The organism is Pedobacter sp. KBS0701 (assembly GCF_005938645.2).
GTDB lineage: Bacteria > Bacteroidota > Bacteroidia > Sphingobacteriales > Sphingobacteriaceae > Pedobacter.
In genome coordinates, this window is record NZ_CP042171.1 from 3055142 (window position 1) to 3074130 (window position 18989).

Annotated in this window: 21 protein-coding genes; 9 read left to right on the forward strand and 12 right to left on the reverse strand. The window is 35.5% G+C overall.

The window, feature by feature from the left end:
- Positions 1-11 precede the first annotated feature (11 nt).
- Positions 12-1199 carry a class I SAM-dependent methyltransferase gene (locus tag FFJ24_RS12370; RefSeq protein ID WP_138821782.1) on the forward strand — a complete coding sequence of 396 codons (1188 nt, stop codon included), beginning with the start codon at positions 12-14 and terminating at the stop codon, positions 1197-1199.
- A 965-nt stretch (positions 1200-2164) separates the two neighbouring features.
- Here FFJ24_RS12370 and FFJ24_RS12375 read toward each other — a convergent pair.
- The 4 genes from FFJ24_RS12375 to FFJ24_RS12390 form a co-directional block, all read right to left on the reverse strand.
- Positions 2165-2362 carry a cold-shock protein gene (locus FFJ24_RS12375; protein WP_029276380.1) on the reverse strand — a complete coding sequence of 66 codons (198 nt, stop codon included), beginning with the start codon at positions 2360-2362 and terminating at the stop codon, positions 2165-2167.
- Between the two features lie 210 nt (positions 2363-2572).
- Positions 2573-3208: a peroxiredoxin gene (locus FFJ24_RS12380; RefSeq protein ID WP_138821783.1), complete on the reverse strand. Its 636-nt coding sequence runs from the start codon at positions 3206-3208 to the stop codon at positions 2573-2575.
- A 163-nt stretch (positions 3209-3371) separates the two neighbouring features.
- On the reverse strand, positions 3372-4466 hold the full coding sequence (locus FFJ24_RS12385) for a S1C family serine protease (RefSeq protein WP_138821784.1): 1095 nt from the start codon (positions 4464-4466) through the stop codon (positions 3372-3374).
- A 6-nt stretch (positions 4467-4472) separates the two neighbouring features.
- Positions 4473-5039, reverse strand: a complete 567-nt coding sequence (locus FFJ24_RS12390) for an RNA polymerase sigma factor (protein WP_121283153.1) — start codon at positions 5037-5039, stop codon at positions 4473-4475.
- Positions 5040-5240: 201 nt separating this feature from the next.
- Here FFJ24_RS12390 and FFJ24_RS12395 point away from each other — a divergent pair, with 201 nt between their 5' ends.
- The 6 genes from FFJ24_RS12395 (at position 5241) to FFJ24_RS12420 (ending at position 8628) form a co-directional block, all read left to right on the forward strand.
- Positions 5241-5459, forward strand: coding sequence for a hypothetical protein (locus FFJ24_RS12395; RefSeq protein ID WP_116251788.1), 219 nt, complete (start codon positions 5241-5243; stop codon positions 5457-5459).
- A 145-nt stretch (positions 5460-5604) separates the two neighbouring features.
- Positions 5605-5823, forward strand: coding sequence for a hypothetical protein (locus tag FFJ24_RS12400; protein WP_025142864.1), 219 nt, complete (start codon positions 5605-5607; stop codon positions 5821-5823).
- Between the two features lie 131 nt (positions 5824-5954).
- Positions 5955-6176 carry a hypothetical protein gene (locus FFJ24_RS12405; protein ID WP_138821785.1) on the forward strand — a complete coding sequence of 74 codons (222 nt, stop codon included), beginning with the start codon at positions 5955-5957 and terminating at the stop codon, positions 6174-6176.
- Between the two features lie 142 nt (positions 6177-6318).
- Positions 6319-6525, forward strand: a complete 207-nt coding sequence (locus tag FFJ24_RS12410; RefSeq protein ID WP_138821786.1) for a hypothetical protein — start codon at positions 6319-6321, stop codon at positions 6523-6525.
- A gap of 117 nt (positions 6526-6642) precedes the next feature.
- The gene (gene purB / locus FFJ24_RS12415) at positions 6643-7989 is read left to right on the forward strand and encodes an adenylosuccinate lyase (RefSeq protein ID WP_138821787.1); all 1347 of its coding nucleotides are present in this window, start codon (positions 6643-6645) and stop codon (positions 7987-7989) included.
- Positions 7990-8076: 87 nt separating this feature from the next.
- Positions 8077-8628: a NifU family protein gene (locus tag FFJ24_RS12420; RefSeq protein ID WP_121283148.1), complete on the forward strand. Its 552-nt coding sequence runs from the start codon at positions 8077-8079 to the stop codon at positions 8626-8628.
- Positions 8629-8847: 219 nt separating this feature from the next.
- Here FFJ24_RS12420 and FFJ24_RS12425 read toward each other — a convergent pair whose 3' ends face one another.
- The 4 genes from FFJ24_RS12425 to FFJ24_RS12440 form a co-directional block, all read right to left on the reverse strand.
- Entirely contained in the window at positions 8848-9636 is a 789-nt protein-coding gene (locus FFJ24_RS12425; RefSeq protein WP_138821788.1) for an inositol monophosphatase family protein, read from the reverse strand.
- 58 nt (positions 9637-9694) lie between these two features.
- Positions 9695-10846: a prolipoprotein diacylglyceryl transferase gene (locus tag FFJ24_RS12430; protein ID WP_138821789.1), complete on the reverse strand. Its 1152-nt coding sequence runs from the start codon at positions 10844-10846 to the stop codon at positions 9695-9697.
- 482 nt (positions 10847-11328) lie between these two features.
- Positions 11329-12651 (reverse strand): tRNA (N(6)-L-threonylcarbamoyladenosine(37)-C(2))-methylthiotransferase MtaB, encoded by a 1323-nt coding sequence (gene mtaB / locus FFJ24_RS12435; protein WP_138821790.1) that lies wholly within the window; start codon positions 12649-12651, stop codon positions 11329-11331.
- A gap of 147 nt (positions 12652-12798) precedes the next feature.
- Entirely contained in the window at positions 12799-13368 is a 570-nt protein-coding gene (locus FFJ24_RS12440) for a UbiX family flavin prenyltransferase (RefSeq protein ID WP_138821791.1), read from the reverse strand.
- Positions 13369-14131: 763 nt separating this feature from the next.
- Here FFJ24_RS12440 and FFJ24_RS12445 point away from each other — a divergent pair.
- Positions 14132-15985: an ATP-binding protein gene (locus tag FFJ24_RS12445; protein WP_138821792.1), complete on the forward strand. Its 1854-nt coding sequence runs from the start codon at positions 14132-14134 to the stop codon at positions 15983-15985.
- 31 nt (positions 15986-16016) lie between these two features.
- On the opposite strand, the gene FFJ24_RS12450 is transcribed toward FFJ24_RS12445, so the two are convergent.
- Entirely contained in the window at positions 16017-16232 is a 216-nt protein-coding gene (locus FFJ24_RS12450; protein ID WP_138821793.1) for a hypothetical protein, read from the reverse strand.
- A 282-nt stretch (positions 16233-16514) separates the two neighbouring features.
- Here FFJ24_RS12450 and FFJ24_RS12455 point away from each other — a divergent pair, with 282 nt between their 5' ends.
- Positions 16515-16715 (forward strand): DUF3606 domain-containing protein, encoded by a 201-nt coding sequence (locus FFJ24_RS12455; protein ID WP_138821794.1) that lies wholly within the window; start codon positions 16515-16517, stop codon positions 16713-16715.
- 601 nt (positions 16716-17316) lie between these two features.
- Here the strand turns inward: FFJ24_RS12455 and FFJ24_RS12460 are convergent.
- The 3 genes from FFJ24_RS12460 to FFJ24_RS12465 form a co-directional block, all read right to left on the reverse strand.
- A complete protein-coding gene (locus tag FFJ24_RS12460; protein ID WP_138821795.1) occupies positions 17317-17637 on the reverse strand; it encodes a hypothetical protein in 321 nt (106 codons plus the stop codon).
- Positions 17627-17758 carry a hypothetical protein gene (locus FFJ24_RS26665; protein ID WP_256377621.1) on the reverse strand — a complete coding sequence of 44 codons (132 nt, stop codon included), beginning with the start codon at positions 17756-17758 and terminating at the stop codon, positions 17627-17629. Before FFJ24_RS26665 ends, FFJ24_RS12460 begins: the two co-directional genes overlap by 11 nt.
- Positions 17759-18055: 297 nt before the next feature.
- Positions 18056-18919 carry an OmpA family protein gene (locus FFJ24_RS12465; protein WP_138821796.1) on the reverse strand — a complete coding sequence of 288 codons (864 nt, stop codon included), beginning with the start codon at positions 18917-18919 and terminating at the stop codon, positions 18056-18058.
- Positions 18920-18989 lie beyond the last annotated feature (70 nt).

Consider the following 18989-nt stretch of genomic DNA (forward strand, 5'->3'; position numbering starts at 1 on the left):
CTACTCCAAAAATGAACAACAAACTTTTAGCCAAAGCCGTACAAGATTACATCAATACCAACTTAAATGCTGATGTAAATCAAATTGCTTTAGCTAAAAGTCCTTTCGAAGGCATCACTTCTGCAGAATTAGCGATACAGATTACGGCAAAAAAGAAATCGGAGAAGAAATTACCAACTTGGTTCCATACCGAAAATATTTATTACCCGCCTGTTTTATCCATCGAACAAACTTCTTCCGAGATCACGGCAAAATATAAATCAAAGCTTGCCAACGAAGATACTTTAATCGACCTAACAGGAGGGTTTGGTGTAGATACTTACTATTTTGCTAAAAAAGTTAAAGAAGTTATTCACTGCGAAATCAATCCCGAATTATCGGCAATAGCACAACATAACGCGCTTACATTAAACGCAAAAAATATCAAATTCAAGGCAGAAGATGGCATTGCGTATATTCAAAAAACTGATACCACATTTGACACCATTTATGTAGATCCGGCCCGAAGAGCAGAAAAGGGCAAAGTTTTTATGCTGAAAGACTGTACACCCGACATAGTGACTCATTTAGATGCATTACTAAAGAAATCGTCAAGGATTATCATCAAAACTGCCCCATTGCTTGATATTTCAGCTGGATTGGCCGAATTAAACCAGGTGAGTGAAATACACATTGTAAGTGTAAAAAACGAATGTAAAGAGCTCTTATGGGTAATCGATAAGGGATTCGATAAAGACACTAAAATAATTGCAGTAACGCTCAATAATAAAGTTGAAAAAGACTTTTCCTTTTACCGATCGGCAGCTAACGGAGCTGTACAATTTGCCGAAAGCCTAAGCATTGATCATTATTTGTACGAGCCAGATGCTGCCTTATTAAAATCAGGTGCTTTTAACTTAATCGCATCAACTTACAATCTCTTAAAACTGCATCCCCAAACCCAATTATTTACATCTGATTCGACAAATAAAGCATTTCCTGGTCGTATATTCAAAATTGAAGCCATATTAAACACAGGAGAACTGAAAAAGGAGACAAATTTAAAAGGCAATGTCATTGTCCGCAATTACCCTGCAAAGCCAGAAGATTTAGTAAAGAAATATAAAATCAAAGCCGATCAGCAGCAGTTTTTGATTTTTACAAAGATTGCAAATGGAGAAAATGTGATTTTGAAGGCTTCAATTATTCAATATTATTAATCGTCATTCTAAATTAATCACTGTCATTCTAAACGCAGTGAAGAATCTTTAGCCAACCACTTTTTTTGGGAAAGCAGGTTCAGAAGCTTTTGGGATCTCACAGTCCCGCTCCCGCTTCTGCCGATGAAAATATCGGCATCTCACTAAGATCGGGTTTAGCTGGCGCTGATAGTACAGCTATCTTTGTAAAATAAACCCGACAGACAGCGTTATCCCAATTGGAGTATTATATTTTAATCATAGACCATTTCAATCGGGATTAAGCAAATGGAGGGACTATCGAAACAGAAGTACCACAACTGCTGCTTTTCAAAAAAAGTATGTCAGAGCCAATTACATAATATCCCAATCGTCATTATATGCGAACCAGATAGCTATCAGTGTAACGGGCAGAAATCCGAAGGCTCTGCGAAGCAAAATCTGTTTAAATAGATCTCTCCACTTCGCGTTGCTCCGGTCGAGATGACGATCCCTCTATTGAAGTCTGTCATTCTGAACGTAGTGAAGAATCTTTAGCCAGGCACTTTTTTTGGGAAAGCAGGTTCAGAAGCTTTTGGGATCTCACAGTCCAGCTCCCGCTTCTGCCGATGAAAATATCGGCATCTCACTAAGATCGGGTTTAGCTGGCGCTGATAGTACAGCTATCTTTGTAAAATAAACCCGACAGACAGCGTTATCCCGATTGGAGTATTATATTTTAATCATAGACCATTTCAATCGGGATTAAGCAAATGGAGGGACTATCGAAACAGAAGTACCACGACTGCTGCTTTTCAAAAAAAATATGTCATTTCGGGCAAAGTGCAACGGAGCCAAGGAATCTAAATGAGCAGATTTCTCCATTTCGCTTCTCTTCAGTACTACGATAAACTTTAAGAATGACAAACGAGGCGCTACAAAATATAAAAAGCCCTTCTCTCGAAAGGCTTTTTATATGGATGAAGAAATAATCGTTATATTATTGCTTAAACTTTTTTAACGTTTACTGCCTGTAAACCTTTTCTGCCTTCAGCTACTTCAAATTCTACTGTGTCGTTTTCTTTCAAGCTTTCGATTCCACCTAAAACATCTTTAAAATGTACAAATAAATCTTTATTGTCTTCTTGCACAATAAATCCAAAGCCCTTTTGCGTGTTAAACCACTTAACTTTTCCGGTTGCCATAAAAAAATAAAAAATTGTATAAAATAAATAAACCTTTTACGCTTTGATCAGCATTTCATTCAACCAATTGACTATTAAAAATGGAACAAACAATCAGTTAGAGCGTTAATATTGAAACAAAACTATCAAATATAATAATTTGCCCCTATAACGCAACCCTTTTTTGGCCGTTCAACAAGAATGTTGCGTTTCAAATAGCAGTTTGTCAAATTATTTATTTGGTTGAGGCGTAGTACGTAAATATGGCTTAATTACCTGATGTCCTTTTGGAAATTTAGCAGGGATATCTTCAGTTTTAATACTGTTAACTACAATCACATCTTCACCGTCTTTCCAATCGGCTGGTGTAGCCACGCTATAATTCGCGGTAAGCTGTAAGGAATCAATTACACGCAATACCTCATTAAAGTTTCTACCTGTTGAAGCTGGATATGTAATAATCAATTTCACCTTTTTATCAGGACTGATCACGAACAATGAACGAACCGTTAATGTTTCTGAAGCATTCGGGTGGATCATATCGTAAAGGTTGGCCACTGTTTTATCCGGATCGGCAATAATCGGAAATTCAACTGAAGTATTTTGTGTTTCATTGATATCGTTGATCCAGCCTTTGTGCGATTCGGCAGAATCAACACTTAGCGCCAGAACTTTGACGTTTCTTTTTTCAAATTCTCCTTTTAGCGCTGCAGTTCTACCTAGTTCTGTTGTACAAACAGGCGTATAATCTGCAGGATGAGAAAATAATACACCCCAGCTGTCGCCTAAATAATCGTAAAAATCTATTTCTCCAACAGATGTGTTGGCTTTGAAATTGGGTGCGGTATCGCCTAGTCTTATGCTCATAATATGATAATTTTTAAGTTGATTGAAAACAAATTTAAACAATACCATACTAAATACATAGATTTAATATTAATTTAAGACCTACAAATTACAATTGCAATAAAAAACCCTGAAGATTTTTGATCTACAGGGTTTAAGCATATTAATTTGTTTGGGGGATTATCTAGTAAGCTTTGATCATAAATACATAATCCTGTATTTTTTCGATCTGTTTGGTACGTTTTAAACCAGACAGCAAGCTCTTTTTGTTGGCAGAAAGTTTATTTACGCCTAATGAATCCTGGGGAATAGCCCTCATGGCCTCTAAAATATATTTTGATTTAATGGCAAAGGCTGCGCCTTCAGTCTGATCTGGCTTACCACTAATAATACCTACCAAATTTCCGTTATTGTCTAAAACCGGACCGCCGCTATTACCTGGATTAACCGAAATGGCTACCTGATACTGAGTGGTATCTCCAATAAAACCATTTTTAGAACTTACATATCCCTCTCCTAGCACAGCATCGTCTTTTGGATAACCTAAAGTGTACACAATTTCGCCAATGTTGCTGGTATTTCTTTTAATGGTATATGGAATGGAAGATAAGTTACTGAAGTGTTTATCGTTTATTTTAAGAATTGCAATATCGTTTTGAGGATCTGTGTAAATTGATTTTACTTTAAATGATTCTCCTTTGCTGTTTTGCACATATAAAGAATCAGCGCCATTAATAATGTGCAGGTTAGTTAATATGTAACCATTTGTAGAGATAGCAAAACCAGTACCACCAAAGCTATTCTGAGTATTTGGCTTATCAGAAGTTGCATTATTATGCTTAATATTTCTGATTAAGCTATTTTGCGTTTTAATGGCATTATTCACCCGATTACTTAATTGTCTGTAGCGCTCTGCCTGTTGAGTGCTATGCTGAATAGAGTAGATAGAAACCAAAGAAAGTACAACAAAAGATGCTGCTACTGCGATGGCCGATTTATGTTTACGCCATAACTGCACCATACGTGAAGGGTGTGGCCTTAGTGTATTAGCTAAACCTTCAACATCAATTTCTGAATGAATATGATTTAATTGTTCTTTTAAGCGCAGCTGTTCTGCAAATGTATCCATAGATGCTAAAAAGAACTTATGCGAAACTACCTTATGATCTACAGTGGCATCATTAAGACGTAACTGTTCAAAAGCTTGCATTTCCTGTGCATTAAGTTTACCTAAAAGATAATCTTCAATAATTGCATCTAACTCCAAATCGTTTCTCATTTCAAATTATGGTTGAAAAAATATTTTCTTTAACCTCTGCAGGCATTTATATTTCTGCGTTTTTGCATTATCGGTATTGGTATAACCGAACTTTTCGCAGATATCCTGCATGGATAAATTGTGGATATAAAAATCCTGAATAATGGTTTTACAAGGTTCACCCAGGTGATCAAGTGCCGATTGCATTTTTGCAAAAGAGGCATCTTTCTCTTCATGGTTTTCTACATCTTCTTCAACAGCAAATACATCTTCATAATCGGTAATATTACCGGCTTTTTTACTGTTTAGACTAAGTTTTTTTAGCCATATACGCCTGCAGACCGAATAAATATAAGTTTTCAGCTTGCTGCTGAGCTCAAAATTACCAGCCTTAATTTTGTTATATAAAATTATTATGCCTTCCTGATAAACATCTTTTGCATCATCTTCATCACCGTTATTGTTTAGGATAAACTGCAAAACCATCGCATAATACGCTTTGTATAACTTGTTAAGTGTATCTTCTGAGTTATTTAGAATACCTAAAATAACCTCTCTATCTGTTGGAACTGAACTCTTTAAACTGTTATTCACTAGTTAATACATTTTTCTATAAATAGTAACCCAATATTAGACAAAAAAATATTTATTGCTACTATAATTACTTAATACAAACTAAAAGCAAACGGTAACCCAAATCGCCAGAAAAAAATATTTTACCTTTTCTGAAAATTATCGGGTTACCTTTTTACCTTTGCGGCATTAATAAGAAATTAATTACTAAAAAAATCAAAAATGAAAAATGCATTCAAATTAGGCTTTTTAGCTTTAGCTTTATCTTTATCAGTTGTAGCTTGTAAATCAGAAAAAAAAGCTGAAGGTGCTGATACTACTTTAACTGATTCTTCTACTATCGTTACTGATACTACTGCAAAAGATACTACAGTTAAAGATTCTACCGTAAAAGATACAACTGTAAAAGCTACTACTACTACAACTGAAGTTAAACACTAGTCTAACTTTACCATAAAAAAGGCTTCTGGTTATACATCAGAAGCCTTTTTCATTTTTTTTCATTTTTTTTTCACTTTCTTGGGTTACCTTTTTCAATAACGTGTATTAACAAGTAAATTAATTAATTACTTAAAAAATATTCAAAATGAAAAATGCATTCAAATTAGGCTTCTTAGCTTTAGCTTTATCTTTATCAGTTGTTGCTTGTAACTCAGAGAAAAAAGCAGAAGGTGCTGATACTACAGCTACTGATTCTTCAACTGTAATTACTGACACTACTAAAAAAGATACAGTAGTTAAAGATTCTACAGTAAAAGATACTAGTGTAAAAACTACTACAGAAAAAACTGAAGTTAAACACTAGTTTAACTTACTTATAATAAAGCCTTTGGAATCCATTTTCAAAGGCTTTTTTTATTTGCAAAAAACAAGGAGGTTACCTTTTCAAATTTTTAGTATTAATAGTATATATTAAACCCTAAAACATATATCAAGATGAAAAATGCATTCAAATTAGGCTTTTTAGCCCTTGCTTTATCTTTAACTGTCGCTGCTTGTGGCGATTCATCTAAAAAAGCAGATGGCACTGATACAACAGTGACCGATTCTTCTACAATTGTTACTGATACAACTAAAGTTGATACAGTAGTTAAAGATTCTACTGTAAAAGACACTACAGTTAAAGCAACAACCGAAAAAACTGAAGTAAAACACTAGTTATTTCAACTAAATAACATAAAAAGGTCGATATTTTTTACATATTGACCTTTTTTATTTAACAAAACCGGGTTACTTTTCCAGCTTTTTTATATAAATTAGTAATTAATTAATTTTAATAACCAAACAAATTAAAAAGACAATGAAAAATTTATTCAAGATGGGCTTTTTAGCTCTAGCTTTATCTCTATCTGTTGTAGCTTGTAAATCAGAGAAGAAAGATGGCGGAACAGATTCATCCAAAGTTGATTCTACAGTTGTTGATACTACAGTTAAAGATACTACTGTAAAAGACACAACCGTTAAAGACACTATTGTTAAAACTGATACTACTAAAGTTAAAAAATAGTTTTATCAAACCATTTGAAAAAGCCTTAGTACACCTAAGGCTTTTTTTATTTTTAGGCATCTAGACCTTAAAATCCATCAATTGTCGTAAATTTGCGGCAAAAATATAATCCGCATAATGAATTTAACATCACTACAAGCTATTTCACCTGTTGATGGCCGTTACAGAAAAACAACCGAAAGTTTAGCTGCTTACTTTTCGGAAGAAGCACTGATTAAATACCGTGTTTTTGTAGAAGTCGAATATTTTATCGCACTTTGCGAAATCAACTTGCCTGGCTTGGAGAGTTTTGACAGAAATCTTTATGCAGAATTACGTAAAATACACGAAAATTTTTCAGAAGCTAATGCGCTGGAAATTAAAGAAACTGAAAAAGTAACCAATCATGATGTTAAAGCGGTTGAATATTTTATCAAAAGTAAATTTGATGCTTTATCCCTTCAAAACTATAAAGAGTTTATCCATTTTGGCTTAACCTCTCAGGATATCAACAATACCGCCATCCCTTATTCTATCAAACTGGCGCTGAACGAAAGTTACTACCCGGCGATTGATTCTTTAATCGAAAAAATAAACGCACTGGCAACAGAATGGAAGGATATTCCGATGCTGGCACATACGCATGGTCAGCCGGCCTCTCCTACTAAACTGGGAAAAGAATTTTTGGTTTTCGCCGAACGTTTAAGCATTCAGCTGGAAAGTTTAAAATCTATCCCGAACAGCGCAAAATTTGGTGGTGCAACCGGAAACTTCAATGCACACCATATTGCTTATCCTCAATTAAACTGGGTTGATTTTTCGAATCATTTTGTAAATGAAATATTAGGCTTAACCCGAGCTCAACACACTACACAGATTGAGCATTACGATCAGTTTGCCGCACAGTGCGATGCTTTAAAACGCATCAATAACATCATTATCGATTTAGACAGAGACATCTGGACCTATATTTCGAAAAATTATTTCAAACAGAAAATCAAAGCGGGAGAAATCGGTTCATCAGCTATGCCACATAAAGTTAACCCGATCGATTTCGAAAACGCAGAAGGAAATGCTGGAATTGCAAATGCACTTTTCGAGTTCTTTGCTGCTAAATTGCCGATTTCGCGTTTACAGAGAGATTTAACGGACTCTACAGTATTAAGAAATGTTGGTGTTCCTTTTGGGCATACTTTAATTGCCATTAATTCTACTTTACGTGGATTAAATAAGATTCTATTAAATGAAGCTGCTTTACATGCAGATTTAGATGAAAACTGGGCAGTTGTTGCCGAAGCCATTCAAACAGTTTTAAGGAGAGAGAACTACCCTAACCCTTACGAAGCCTTAAAAGAATTAACCAGAACCAATTCAAAAATTAATGCAGCTAGTATTGCAGAGTTTATTGAAGGCTTAGCAGTTTCGGAAGCCATAAAAGTGCAATTGAGAACTATTACTCCATTTAATTACACTGGCGTTTTTTAGTAAAATTAAATTGACGTTAAGCAGACAGCCAGCAAAGGTTTTATTAGTGAGTAATTGTTAATTTTGTTTATTCAAATTGATTAAGACATGACGATTAACGTATATACAGAACAAACTCCAAATCCAGCTACCATGAAATTCATGGTAAACAAACTGTTAATAAATGGCAGTGAGGATTTTGCGACTAAAGAGAGTGCTGAACATTCGCCTTTTGCTAAAGAGTTATTTAAATTCAACTTTGTTTCTGGTGTTTTTTTCGCCAGTAATTTTGTTACCATTACCAAAACAGATGATGCAGAATGGGCAGATATTGAAGCTATTCTAAAAGAATTTGTTAAAGGTGCTGTAGAATCGGAATTAAAGATTAAAGAAGCGACTGCCGAAGAAGCACCTGCTTTTGAAGGTACGGAAACTGAAATTAAAATTCAACAGATTTTGCACGATTATGTACGCCCGGCCGTTGAACAGGATGGTGGTGCGATTACCTACAAATCTTTTGATGAAGGTGTGGTTACTGTAGAGCTACGTGGCTCTTGCAGTGGTTGTCCGTCTTCTACCATTACACTTAAATCAGGGATCCAAAACTTATTACAGCGAATGGTACCTGAAGTTACAGAAGTAGTTTCTGAAGCGCTTTAAAATGCATTTTTCATAGTACATATATAGTGAAAAGGTCCCAATACTAAGAATCGGGACCTTTTTTATGCATTCTTCTTTCTCGTCATGCTGAACTTGTTACAGCATCTTTCCTGCTAGGTTAGCCCCTTGAAATAAATTACCTTCTTTGAGCTCGCTTAAAGCTCGGTTTACTGCGTAGCTTTCCGCTGCGCTACAGGTCAGCACATGACATCACGATTATTAAAAATACTGCTTAATCGCAGTTAACATCTCAGTGGTAAGTTTCCCATTGGTAGCCAGTATCTCCCTTTTCTCAAAGTAATCATTACCTCCGGCAAAATCATACACCTCTCCTCCTGCCTGCTGAACGATAAAACATCCTGCAGCAAAATCCCATTGCTGCAGATTAAATTCGAAAAAAGCATCAAAACGTCCGCAGGCGGTATAAACCAGATCTACAGCTGCTGCACCTATTCTGCGTACTCCATGGCTTTTTTGCATCATTTCGGCCAGCAATTTCAAATATTGAGGCTGTTTATCAAACTGATAGTATGGAAATCCCGTAGCCAATAAACTCGATTTCAAATCAGGGTTAACAGAAACTTTGATTGCTTTTTTATTCATAAAAGCCAAACCGCCTTTATATGAATAAAACATTTCTCCCCTGTTTAATTCGTAAACCACACCAATAACAGGTAATCCATCTTCATAAAGTGCAACACTAATGCCATAAGCCGGAATGCCATGGATAAAATTGGTTGTACCATCCAAAGGATCGATGATCCAGGTGTAGGTTTTGCCCACCCGGTTAATGGTTTTCTCTTCGGTTATAAAACCGGCATCGGCAATTAATTTTTCAAGATTTTGAACCAGTTTCTGCTCTGCTGTTTTATCAACATAAGAAACCATATCATTTAATCCTTTGTATTCGATTTTTTGTGCATCAAACTGCATGGCTTCCTTACGGATAAAGTTTCCGGTAAGCTTTACAATCGAGATCACTTTATTGCATATTAATTCGTAATTCATAACTATTTAACAACCAAACAAAGTTGTTGTTGGATTTTAAATGAATTTATAAGGTTGTTTATTGGGCCAGTTGGTTCTTGTTCCTTAGAGCATAAGCACTTAGCGCGATCCCACCTACTACAAGAAAAGTTGAAATCATTTCTGCCTGCGTAAAAGACAAACCAAAAACATGGTATTTTGAATTTACCCGGATTAATTCAATGCAGAAACGCTCAACACCGTTTAAGATCATATAGATACCGAACATTAAACCAGGTGCTTTTATTTTATCTCTGATTTTCCACAAGAAAGCAAAAAGGATCAAACAGATAATTACTTCGTAGATCGGTGTTGGGTATACCCCTTGTGCCAATTCGTTGCAAAACTTTCCGGTACAACCGGGAATTGGAATACCTTCTCCCACTACGTTGTTTGGGTATTTATAAGACCACAACCAATCCGGAAGCCAGGAAAATGGTTTAGGGTTTGAATTTACAATCCCCCAGTCACCGTCGCCGGCTAAGTGACAACCGATACGGCCTACTGCATAAGCCAGCATCATTCCTGGTCCACCTACATCAAGCATGTGTAAGGGTTTAATACCGTTTCTTTTTGCTATAATCAATACCGCCGCACCACCGCAAATTAAACCACCGTAAAAAGTTAACCCACTAAACGACAATAACCGCTCGATGGGATGTTGAATAAAATCATCCCAATACTCCAGGTTATCGAAAAACTTTGCTCCTAAAAAACCCCAGATAGCTGCCCAAACAATCAGATTACTCATGATTTGGTAAGGGTGAATGGTTACCTGTGTTTCTTTTGGTTTATCGAGTTTATGTTTATTTTTTTCGGTATAATCCCAGTAAGCAAACAATCCAGCAAAAAATAAACCACCAATTATATTTCCTTTGGTCGACATTAAAATCGACTGTGCATCATTTACAAAAAGTCTATAGTTTAATAATGCAAAAACCAGTTTATAACCAATAACAAACCCAAAAAGGCCATTCATGATTAATTCTGATGTAGTAGCAGGCTTGCCGATTACTACTGTTTTTTTTATTGGATGGAGTATGCCCAGCGCTTCTTTACGCTTAAGTTCTTTGGTAAAAGCCCAGTAACCAGCAACAAATGCCAGTGCTACAAATACACCGAATGTATTAAATGGAAGCGGTAAATTAATGCCGAAAAGATATTCTAAAAAATGTGAAACGGTAGGAAACATACAAATAATTTGAAGCGAAGATAGTAAAGAAAGACCAAAGCTGAAAGATTAAAGACCAAAGCTCAAAGACTAAAACGGAAAGACTAAAGACTAGCGTTTAAAGCTGGGAGAAAGAGGTAAAAATCTATTTTTCTATTTTGGAAAAGAGTGATTCTGTGTTTCATCGGTTAATACAGTCCTGCTCTCCACTTTACTCACCCGATTGAAAGAATCGGGATTCGTGCTCGCTGCGATCAGGTTTAATTATCGCATTGTAGTAGTTTCTGGGGGATTATTAAGCGCAAAAAACAGATTCTAAAAGCGGTTGTCTTTTTCCGCTTATTTGTCATCCTGAACGCAGTGAAGAATCTATATTGAGAAGGTAAGGTTCTTTTGTATTAATGGTGGCTTTTGACTAAGTGTTTTCGGGCTTCTGCATTTCATAAGTAAAAGATTCTTCACTACGTTCAGAATGACAGCAAAAGATATTGACTCAGGACTAATTAATGATGTGAGTAAACCGTTTCCAGTTCAGCTACTTCTACTTCTCCATCAGCAGTAATTTCTATCAGTTTAACTGCTTTTAGTTCGTTAACCATTAATGGATCGTACTTGGCACGTACTTTTACATAGTTTTTGGTAAAACCGTGCATATAACCTGATTTTTGATCCGCTTCAAAAAGCACCTCAGCTTCAGCACCAATTTGAGATTCGTAGAAAGCCCTCCGTTTTTTATCAGATAAGATATGAAGCATTTTACTGCGCTCATTACGTTCACTGCCAGCTACGACACCTTTCATTTCAGCTGCTGCAGTTAATTCGCGTTCCGAATAGGTAAATACATGGAGGTAAGAGATATCAAGCTGATTTAAAAACTGGTAAGTATCCAGGAAATCTTCTTTCGTTTCGCCAGGAAAACCAACAATTACATCCACACCAATACAACAGTGCGGCATTACCTCCTTAATTTTGGCAACACGTTCTACATACAAATCGCTACGGTAACGACGGCGCATTAAGCCTAAAATTTTATCAGAACCAGATTGTAAAGGAATATGGAAATGCGGAACAAACCTTTTAGAAGTGGACACAAACTGGATGATCTCATTGCTCAAAAGGTTAGGCTCAATAGATGAAATTCGGATTCTTTCAATTCCTTCTATCTCATCTAAAGCTTTAACCAGGTCAAAAAATTTATCTTCGCGCTGGCCATTTCTGATTCCGAAATCGCCGAGATTTACACCCGTTAACACAATTTCTTTCACACCGCTTTCAGCAATCATTTTAGCACGGTTCACCACATTTTCAATGGTATCACTACGGCTTGCACCACGCGCTAAAGGAATGGTACAGTAAGTACAAGGATAATCGCAACCATCCTGCACTTTCAAGAAAGTGCGTGTTCTATCACCGATTGAATAAGAGGCAATAAAATTATGGTTTACTTTTTCAATATTCTGCTGATGAACAACAGCTTTAGGCTGTTTGGTTAAATCGGTAATATATTCTACTATCCTGAATTTTTCTGCAGCGCCCAAAACCATATCAACACCTTCTATTTCGGCAATTTCCTGTGGTTTTAACTGTGCATAACACCCTACAATGGTTACGAATGCATTTGGAGAATACTTTAAAGCTTCTTTAACAACTTTACGGCATTTTTTATCCGCGTGATCGGTAACAGAGCAGGTATTGATCACATAAACATCGGCCTGATCCTGAAATTCTACCACAGCATAACCTGCATCGGTAAATAAACGACCGATAGTTGATGTTTCAGAGAAATTAAGTTTACAACCTAATGTATAAAATGCGACCTTTTTCATTGAGCCTGCAAAGATAACAAAATAGATTTGAGTATTGAGATATGAGATTATAGATTAAAGGTAAATTACAGTTTATTAACAATGTTGTTTGTAGTTTTTCAATTTTCAGCTAATTATAAACGGTCGGGTGAAAACTGCTAACTAAACTTATCCCTCCTGCCAGCGGTAACTTTCCTGCTCAAAACCAGCCAAATCCAATACCCTGCTAATTACTGTTCCGGCCACTTCTTCTATACTTTTGGGCAGACTATAAAAAGATGGATTAGCCGGACAAATAATCCCACCGGCTTCGGTAACTGTTTTCATATTGTTGATGTGGATTAAGCTAAAAGGTGTATCGCGTATTACAGTAATCAGTTTTCTCCGCTCTTTTAGTACCACATCAGCAGCCCTTGAGATCAGATCGTTTGATATCCCATGTGCGATGCGCCCTAATGTACCCATTGAGCATGGAACGATGATCATGGTATCGTATTTTGCCGAGCCTGAAGCAAAAGGTGCATTAAAATCGTTCTTATTGTAAAAAGTAAAGTTTTTAAAGTCGTTATAGTTTTGATTGCCGAGTTCAAATTGCCAAACCTCTTTGGCATTATCGCTCATTACCACGCCAACGGCCTCAATCTGATCTTTTAATTTTAATAACTGATCAAATAAAACCTTTGCATAAACTGAACCACTGGCACCTGTAACTGCAACAATCACTTTCTTTTTCGTCATAACACAAAAATAGTTTTTCTAAATCTATTAAAAACAAAAAAGGGCCAGAACATTGTTCTGACCCTACATCTACCTATGAAAAACATACCCTCGAAAGGGTAAGAACAAATATATATAAATTTTTAAAAAAATGTAAGTGAGAAATATTAAATCGCTTAAATCAGATATTAAACTCAAAAATTAAACACAACATACTGATTATCAGATTAATATTTTTTAAAAAAAATAGGTAAAAACTTTTTTAATGCTTAAAAAGACTCATTTTTAAATAAAATAACGTTTAATATCGTATAATAAATAATACAATTTCACCTTTTAAGGTTTTACTTTAAGTCTTATCTCCTCATTTTACAGCTTTAACTTTACATTTTTTTGATATTAGTCTAACATCATTTAAAACGATTTAAGAAAATATTTTAAAGATTTTTCTCACACCAAGCTCATTTGGATCTTATCCGGCTTAAAGTTTCTAACCGCATAAACAGAAAAGAGACGATATATTTTAGTGGTCCCCCTGGGTATTACAGTCTTACCCGGGAAACGAAATATTTCTTTCCATTTTAAATACCCGGTTATCGGAAATATTTTATTGGTAACAGGTTAAGGATTCCAAATTAGCCAATGGAATTCAGCTATTTAAAAACAAAAATCATTACGCTTATAACTTATACTATCTTGTATCATAAATATTATATGTTCCTTAAATAACGGTTGTCGATTAACTGTTTAAGGATTATATTTGGGGAACTGTCAACTCAAATATATGATAGATTTAGCTTCTCCATTCTTAAAAGCACTATTAAAACATTCTATAAGTCCTATAGTCATTTTTAAAATAAAGCCGATATTGGTGGTTGTAGCACATAACGATGCTTACCAGGCTTTAATTGAGCGCGTGGGTGGAAAATCAAAATTAAATAATATAGACATTATCCCAAACCTCGTATCTGATGCTGAAAAAAACATTCTAATTAAAACAGTTCAGAACGTTTGTGAACTTAAGGAAAAAAGTACGCTGATTATTCATCCCATCTATTCCAACTCACCGAACGTGAAGTGGGAATTGGAATTTTCGCCAGTGTTACAAAATGACCGCCCGGTTGAATACCTCGTTTGTTCGTTAAGGGAAATTCCAATGGATGAAAATGACCTTGAGCATATTTTATTTGAACTTGCAGAAAGTGAAGCACGTTTTAGGGGATTTTTTGAGCAGGCACCTTTAGGCATGTGTGTATTAAAAGGTCCGGAACTGATTACGGAGTATGCAAACGATAATATATTAAAACTTTGGGGTAAATACAGAAAAGAAGTTATCGGATTACCTTTGGAAGAGGCACGACCGGAATTTGAAAAACAGGAGGCACTTGTTAAACGTGTAAAAGATATCTTCAAAAACGAACAGCCATTAACACTCAACGAATTAAAACTCTCCACACCAGTTTCGGACGGTTATTTCATCGCTTTTTATGAACCTTTAAAAAATGATAAAAACGAAGTAACGAGAATTTTAGTGATTATTAAAGATATTACAGAACAGGTAAACTTTAAAAAAGAACTGCTTAAGGCAAAAGATATTTTAAAAATAGCCATGGATGCATCAGAAATGGGCTCGTGGAATATCGACTTGGAAAATAAACAAATTCTTCTATCAGAAAGGGCACAGCATATTTATGAACTGGAGAATAACAGATTGGGCATTGAGGAAGCCAAATCGTTAATCAGCCCTGAAGATATCAGGCATCTTACTGGTGGCATTAAACATGCATTACACCATCGAAGCGCTTTTAACATCGAATATCAGATCAATTTGAATGGCGTCAGTGAAAAGCACAAATGGTTAAGAACTGCTGGAAAAGCCTATTATAATGAGGAGGGAAAAGCTGTTTATATTGCCGGAGCTGTTCTGGATATTACAGAACATAAGCAGGATGAAATTAGAAAAAATGATTTTATCGGGATGGTAAGTCACGAGCTGAAAACCCCTCTAACCTCTTTAAGTGCCTACGTACAGCTTTTACAATATAAGTTTAAAGAAACAGATAACAACTTTCCCAATCAGATACTGGATAAGATAAATATTCAATTAAAAAGAATGTCATTAATGATTGATGGCTTTTTAAACGTATCCTTACTGGAATCTGGTAAAATTTCATTAAACAAAACAAATTTTAACCTTATTGATTTAATTAAAACCATTGCTGAAGAAAACAGAATGGTTCTACCCAGCCATTTTATCCAGGTAGTTGGTCCGGAAGAAATGATTCTACATGCTGATATGGAAAAAATTGGCAATGTAATTAATAACCTGATTGGCAACGCAGCAAAATACTCGAAAAAAGAATCTCTAATTGCAATAAAATGCGAAATACAAAAAGGTTATATAGTTGTAAGTGTAGAAGACGAAGGTATAGGTATCAGAGAAGATGATATACCCCGACTTTTTGACCGTTTTTATCGCGTTGAAAGTTCAGATACTAAAACAATTGCAGGATTTGGTGTTGGCCTGTACATTTGTGCCGAGATAATTAAAAGGCACAAGGGAGAAATTTGGGCAGAAAGTAAATTAGGAGAAGGTTCTACATTTTATTTCAGCTTGCCCATCCCAACTGACCAGTAATACCCTGAATATCCTTTCGGCAGGAGTAGAATTAAACTTTTACCTCTTCCATAGCTAATTTAATGTTAACCGCCACCAAGCCACGCTCGTGTAATTCAATTTCAAAAACTATTTTCGAGTTTATATTAATCCGATCAGATACATCATCTAACTGAAAATGGATATCCTGACCGTTTTCGTCAATAATGATTCCATGCCCATTTTCAAAGTCAATCTGGATAACGTCTCCCTTCCTATTCAATCCCATTGCAGAATTTATTTTTTATAAATAATTGGCAATTATAACCAATTTACGTATAATTAAAAATACATAAATCAATTTTTTTGTACAACCTTCAGTGATGATTGATACGGTTTTAGTTACTAAAACGAATTAATGCAAGCAAACAGGCAATTCTGCGTCAATAAAATATTAAACAATATTTTCACAAGCAACTGTTTTACAACTTGTTATTATAAATAAAAAATTTTATTTTTATAACACCAAGTCGATTTGTGCTTTTTATTAACTGAATTAATCATCTCCACTATGAAAAATTTCACCTCAACCCCGAGTACTAAAGAAGAAATTGTCGCATTATCTGAAGAAACCGATCGAAATTATTGGGCAAACCGCTTAGGAGTAAGTTCTGAAGTGTTAAAGTCAGCTGTTAGGGCCACCAGGTGTATTACACTGAACCAGATTACCGCTTATTTGAATCAACAAAAGAAAATGATTAGTATTTCCTGATTTTTGTACATTAATTGTCAACAGTTTTAATAGAAGGTCTTCTTTCCGGGCAGGCCGATCGTGTGGACACATCTTTTTTAAGTATTTTTAGGCGTTTTGCCAGCCAACTTTAATAAAGCACGGATTTTAACCAAGGACGCTGTCAATCCCAGGAGCCGGGGGAAATCAAAAAAACAGGTGCACAACAGTAAAAATGACACTAACAAACCTGAAACGCAGTGGTTTTGTGTTCATAACCGATGATTTAATTTTAAAAAATATTGAACACAAAACGAAGTGCCGCTGTTTTTTTGATGCGCGTGAGATTGCGCAAAAGGCTCATTGCTGGATTGACAAAGCGCTTTGGGTACTTTGGCGCTCCAAAATGCCATGCCCAGCGGCATAGAGCGATAGAAGAATGTTATAATTAATTGTGTCCACACGATAGGCGCAGGCGGGAATCTTAATAAAATAAGCTTTAAGATCTCCAATGGACCCGATAGATATCTGGTTGGGAATGACGATCGCTCGAATTCCCAACAAAAGGCTATTTTTTATGATTTTTCAAATAAATCAAACATCCAGGTAGCAATCGGTGAGGCAACTTCTATATTAGCAAGTTTTAATATTTTAACCTCGCAGCGCAATAAGCCAAAAGGTGTGTTGATTCTTTTGAAATCTTTTTATGGCTAAGGCTAGCTTTGATATGTCCAACTGCATTTCCAAGTTTATCCTCCAAAAGATCAAGCATATTCATCAGGTTTTCTGGTGCTACAGTTAAGGATAACATGGGGTAATATTTATGCTCCAGAACTTTTCGCTGACTATCTGTAGCTAAATCCAATGTCCACTCTTCATTTGCAGAAAAACCATATTCGTGCCTGGTATTGTTCAATTCGTACAAGAAAACTTTGGCCTGATTTTTTTGATCGTTATTTACCATTTTTACCGGTTTTTTTGGCGAAAGGATCAATTTCTGTTTTTGCCGTTTTGCCTTTTCCCGATTGGTAATCTGAAGGTGCCTTTTTATTTACACTGGCTTCTTTCTTTTTGTCTCTACTCATAAAATAAATGTTTACTGTTAGCTAAGACCAATCATCATTGCTTAAACAATTCGGTGGTTGGAATAAGAAATACTCATCCGATAAGATTAGCAAATACTATAGTGGTACATCAGCGAGAGAAAAGAAGTAATTGTATTACTGATATAAACAAATATACATTTATTAATGGTTAAAACAGTCATAGAAGTCTGGTTATCAGAATATCTTTTATTTAAAAATCAAAAGAAAAGTATTGCAAATAAAAAAGGGTCGAAAAATTAATTCCAACCCTTTATATGCTTAAATTATTTTAAACTTTTATTTTTGAGATTGCTCAGGCGCTTTTCCAATCAGATCCATAAACTGATCCAGTTTAGGTGTAATGATAATCTGTGTACGTCTGTTTTTGGCTTTTCCGCCTGGTGTATTGTTATCGGCAATTGGATTAAACTCTCCACGTCCACCAGCAGTTAAACGCTTAGGGTCAACAGCATACTTCGTCTGCAATACCTGTACTACTGATGAAGCACGTAAGGCACTTAAATCCCAGTTGTTACGGATGTTTGTTTGAGCAATAGGTACATTATCAGTATTACCTTCTATCAACACATCATAAGTATCGTAATCTTTAATAATTTTGGCAATTTTGCTTAAAGTTTCGCCAGCTTTATCAGAAACTTCATAGCTACCTGATTTATATAACATGTTATCAGCTAAAGAGATGTATACTACACCTTTAAGTACCTGTACATCAACATCCCCCAACTCTTCACGGCTTAACGATCTTGTTAAGTTATTAGTTAACACCATATTAAGTGAATCGCTTTTATTTTTGGCATTTACTAACTGTTTGATATATTTATTTGAACTGTTAATCTCATCAACCAGTTTTGAAATGTTAACATTTCCCTGGCTACTGGAATTTAAACATTTGTTCAAAGCATCTTGCAGTGCCGTTACATTGGCCTTTTCTGATGCGATCTGCTCTTCTAAACTTTTAACCCTGCTGGTGCTTCCGCTAAGCTCACGCTGACTATCCTGGTATTTATTACTAAGCTCCTGATTTCTATCTCTTAACTTGGCATACGTATCCTGAAGTTCAGCGTACTTCTTATTGCTTACGCATCCTGCAGCAAGTGCAAGTGTAAAGAGCATTATGGGAATTGATTTGTATAATTTCATAATATTACTTTATTTGTTAATACTGCATCAGCAAATTCCTTGCCGTAAAGTTTTTGCATCGCCCGCAGCT

Excerpts from the sequence above, each read along its gene's own strand:
- FFJ24_RS12465 (WP_138821796.1), bottom strand. The coding sequence starts at position 18,919 with ATGAAATTATACAAATCAATTCCCATAATGCTCTTTACACTTGCACTT.
- FFJ24_RS12440 (WP_138821791.1), bottom strand. The coding sequence starts at position 13,368 with ATGACGAAAAAGAAAGTGATTGTTGCAGTTACAGGTGCCAGTGGTTCA.
- FFJ24_RS12370 (WP_138821782.1), top strand. The coding sequence starts at position 12 with ATGAACAACAAACTTTTAGCCAAAGCCGTACAAGATTACATCAATACC.
- FFJ24_RS26665 (WP_256377621.1), bottom strand. The coding sequence starts at position 17,758 with ATGAGTAGAGACAAAAAGAAAGAAGCCAGTGTAAATAAAAAGGCACCT.
- FFJ24_RS12400 (WP_025142864.1), top strand. The coding sequence starts at position 5,605 with ATGAAAAATGCATTCAAATTAGGCTTCTTAGCTTTAGCTTTATCTTTA.
- FFJ24_RS12395 (WP_116251788.1), top strand. The coding sequence starts at position 5,241 with ATGAAAAATGCATTCAAATTAGGCTTTTTAGCTTTAGCTTTATCTTTA.
- FFJ24_RS12455 (WP_138821794.1), top strand. The coding sequence starts at position 16,515 with ATGAAAAATTTCACCTCAACCCCGAGTACTAAAGAAGAAATTGTCGCA.
- FFJ24_RS12410 (WP_138821786.1), top strand. The coding sequence starts at position 6,319 with ATGAAAAATTTATTCAAGATGGGCTTTTTAGCTCTAGCTTTATCTCTA.
- FFJ24_RS12380 (WP_138821783.1), bottom strand. The coding sequence starts at position 3,208 with ATGAGCATAAGACTAGGCGATACCGCACCCAATTTCAAAGCCAACACA.
- FFJ24_RS12420 (WP_121283148.1), top strand. The coding sequence starts at position 8,077 with ATGACGATTAACGTATATACAGAACAAACTCCAAATCCAGCTACCATG.
- FFJ24_RS12430 (WP_138821789.1), bottom strand. The coding sequence starts at position 10,846 with ATGTTTCCTACCGTTTCACATTTTTTAGAATATCTTTTCGGCATTAAT.
- FFJ24_RS12460 (WP_138821795.1), bottom strand. The coding sequence starts at position 17,637 with ATGGTAAATAACGATCAAAAAAATCAGGCCAAAGTTTTCTTGTACGAA.
- FFJ24_RS12425 (WP_138821788.1), bottom strand. The coding sequence starts at position 9,636 with ATGAATTACGAATTAATATGCAATAAAGTGATCTCGATTGTAAAGCTT.
- purB (WP_138821787.1), top strand. The coding sequence starts at position 6,643 with ATGAATTTAACATCACTACAAGCTATTTCACCTGTTGATGGCCGTTAC.
- mtaB (WP_138821790.1), bottom strand. The coding sequence starts at position 12,651 with ATGAAAAAGGTCGCATTTTATACATTAGGTTGTAAACTTAATTTCTCT.
- FFJ24_RS12450 (WP_138821793.1), bottom strand. The coding sequence starts at position 16,232 with ATGGGATTGAATAGGAAGGGAGACGTTATCCAGATTGACTTTGAAAAT.
- FFJ24_RS12385 (WP_138821784.1), bottom strand. The coding sequence starts at position 4,466 with ATGAGAAACGATTTGGAGTTAGATGCAATTATTGAAGATTATCTTTTA.
- FFJ24_RS12405 (WP_138821785.1), top strand. The coding sequence starts at position 5,955 with ATGAAAAATGCATTCAAATTAGGCTTTTTAGCCCTTGCTTTATCTTTA.
- FFJ24_RS12375 (WP_029276380.1), bottom strand. The coding sequence starts at position 2,362 with ATGGCAACCGGAAAAGTTAAGTGGTTTAACACGCAAAAGGGCTTTGGA.
- FFJ24_RS12445 (WP_138821792.1), top strand. The coding sequence starts at position 14,132 with ATGATAGATTTAGCTTCTCCATTCTTAAAAGCACTATTAAAACATTCT.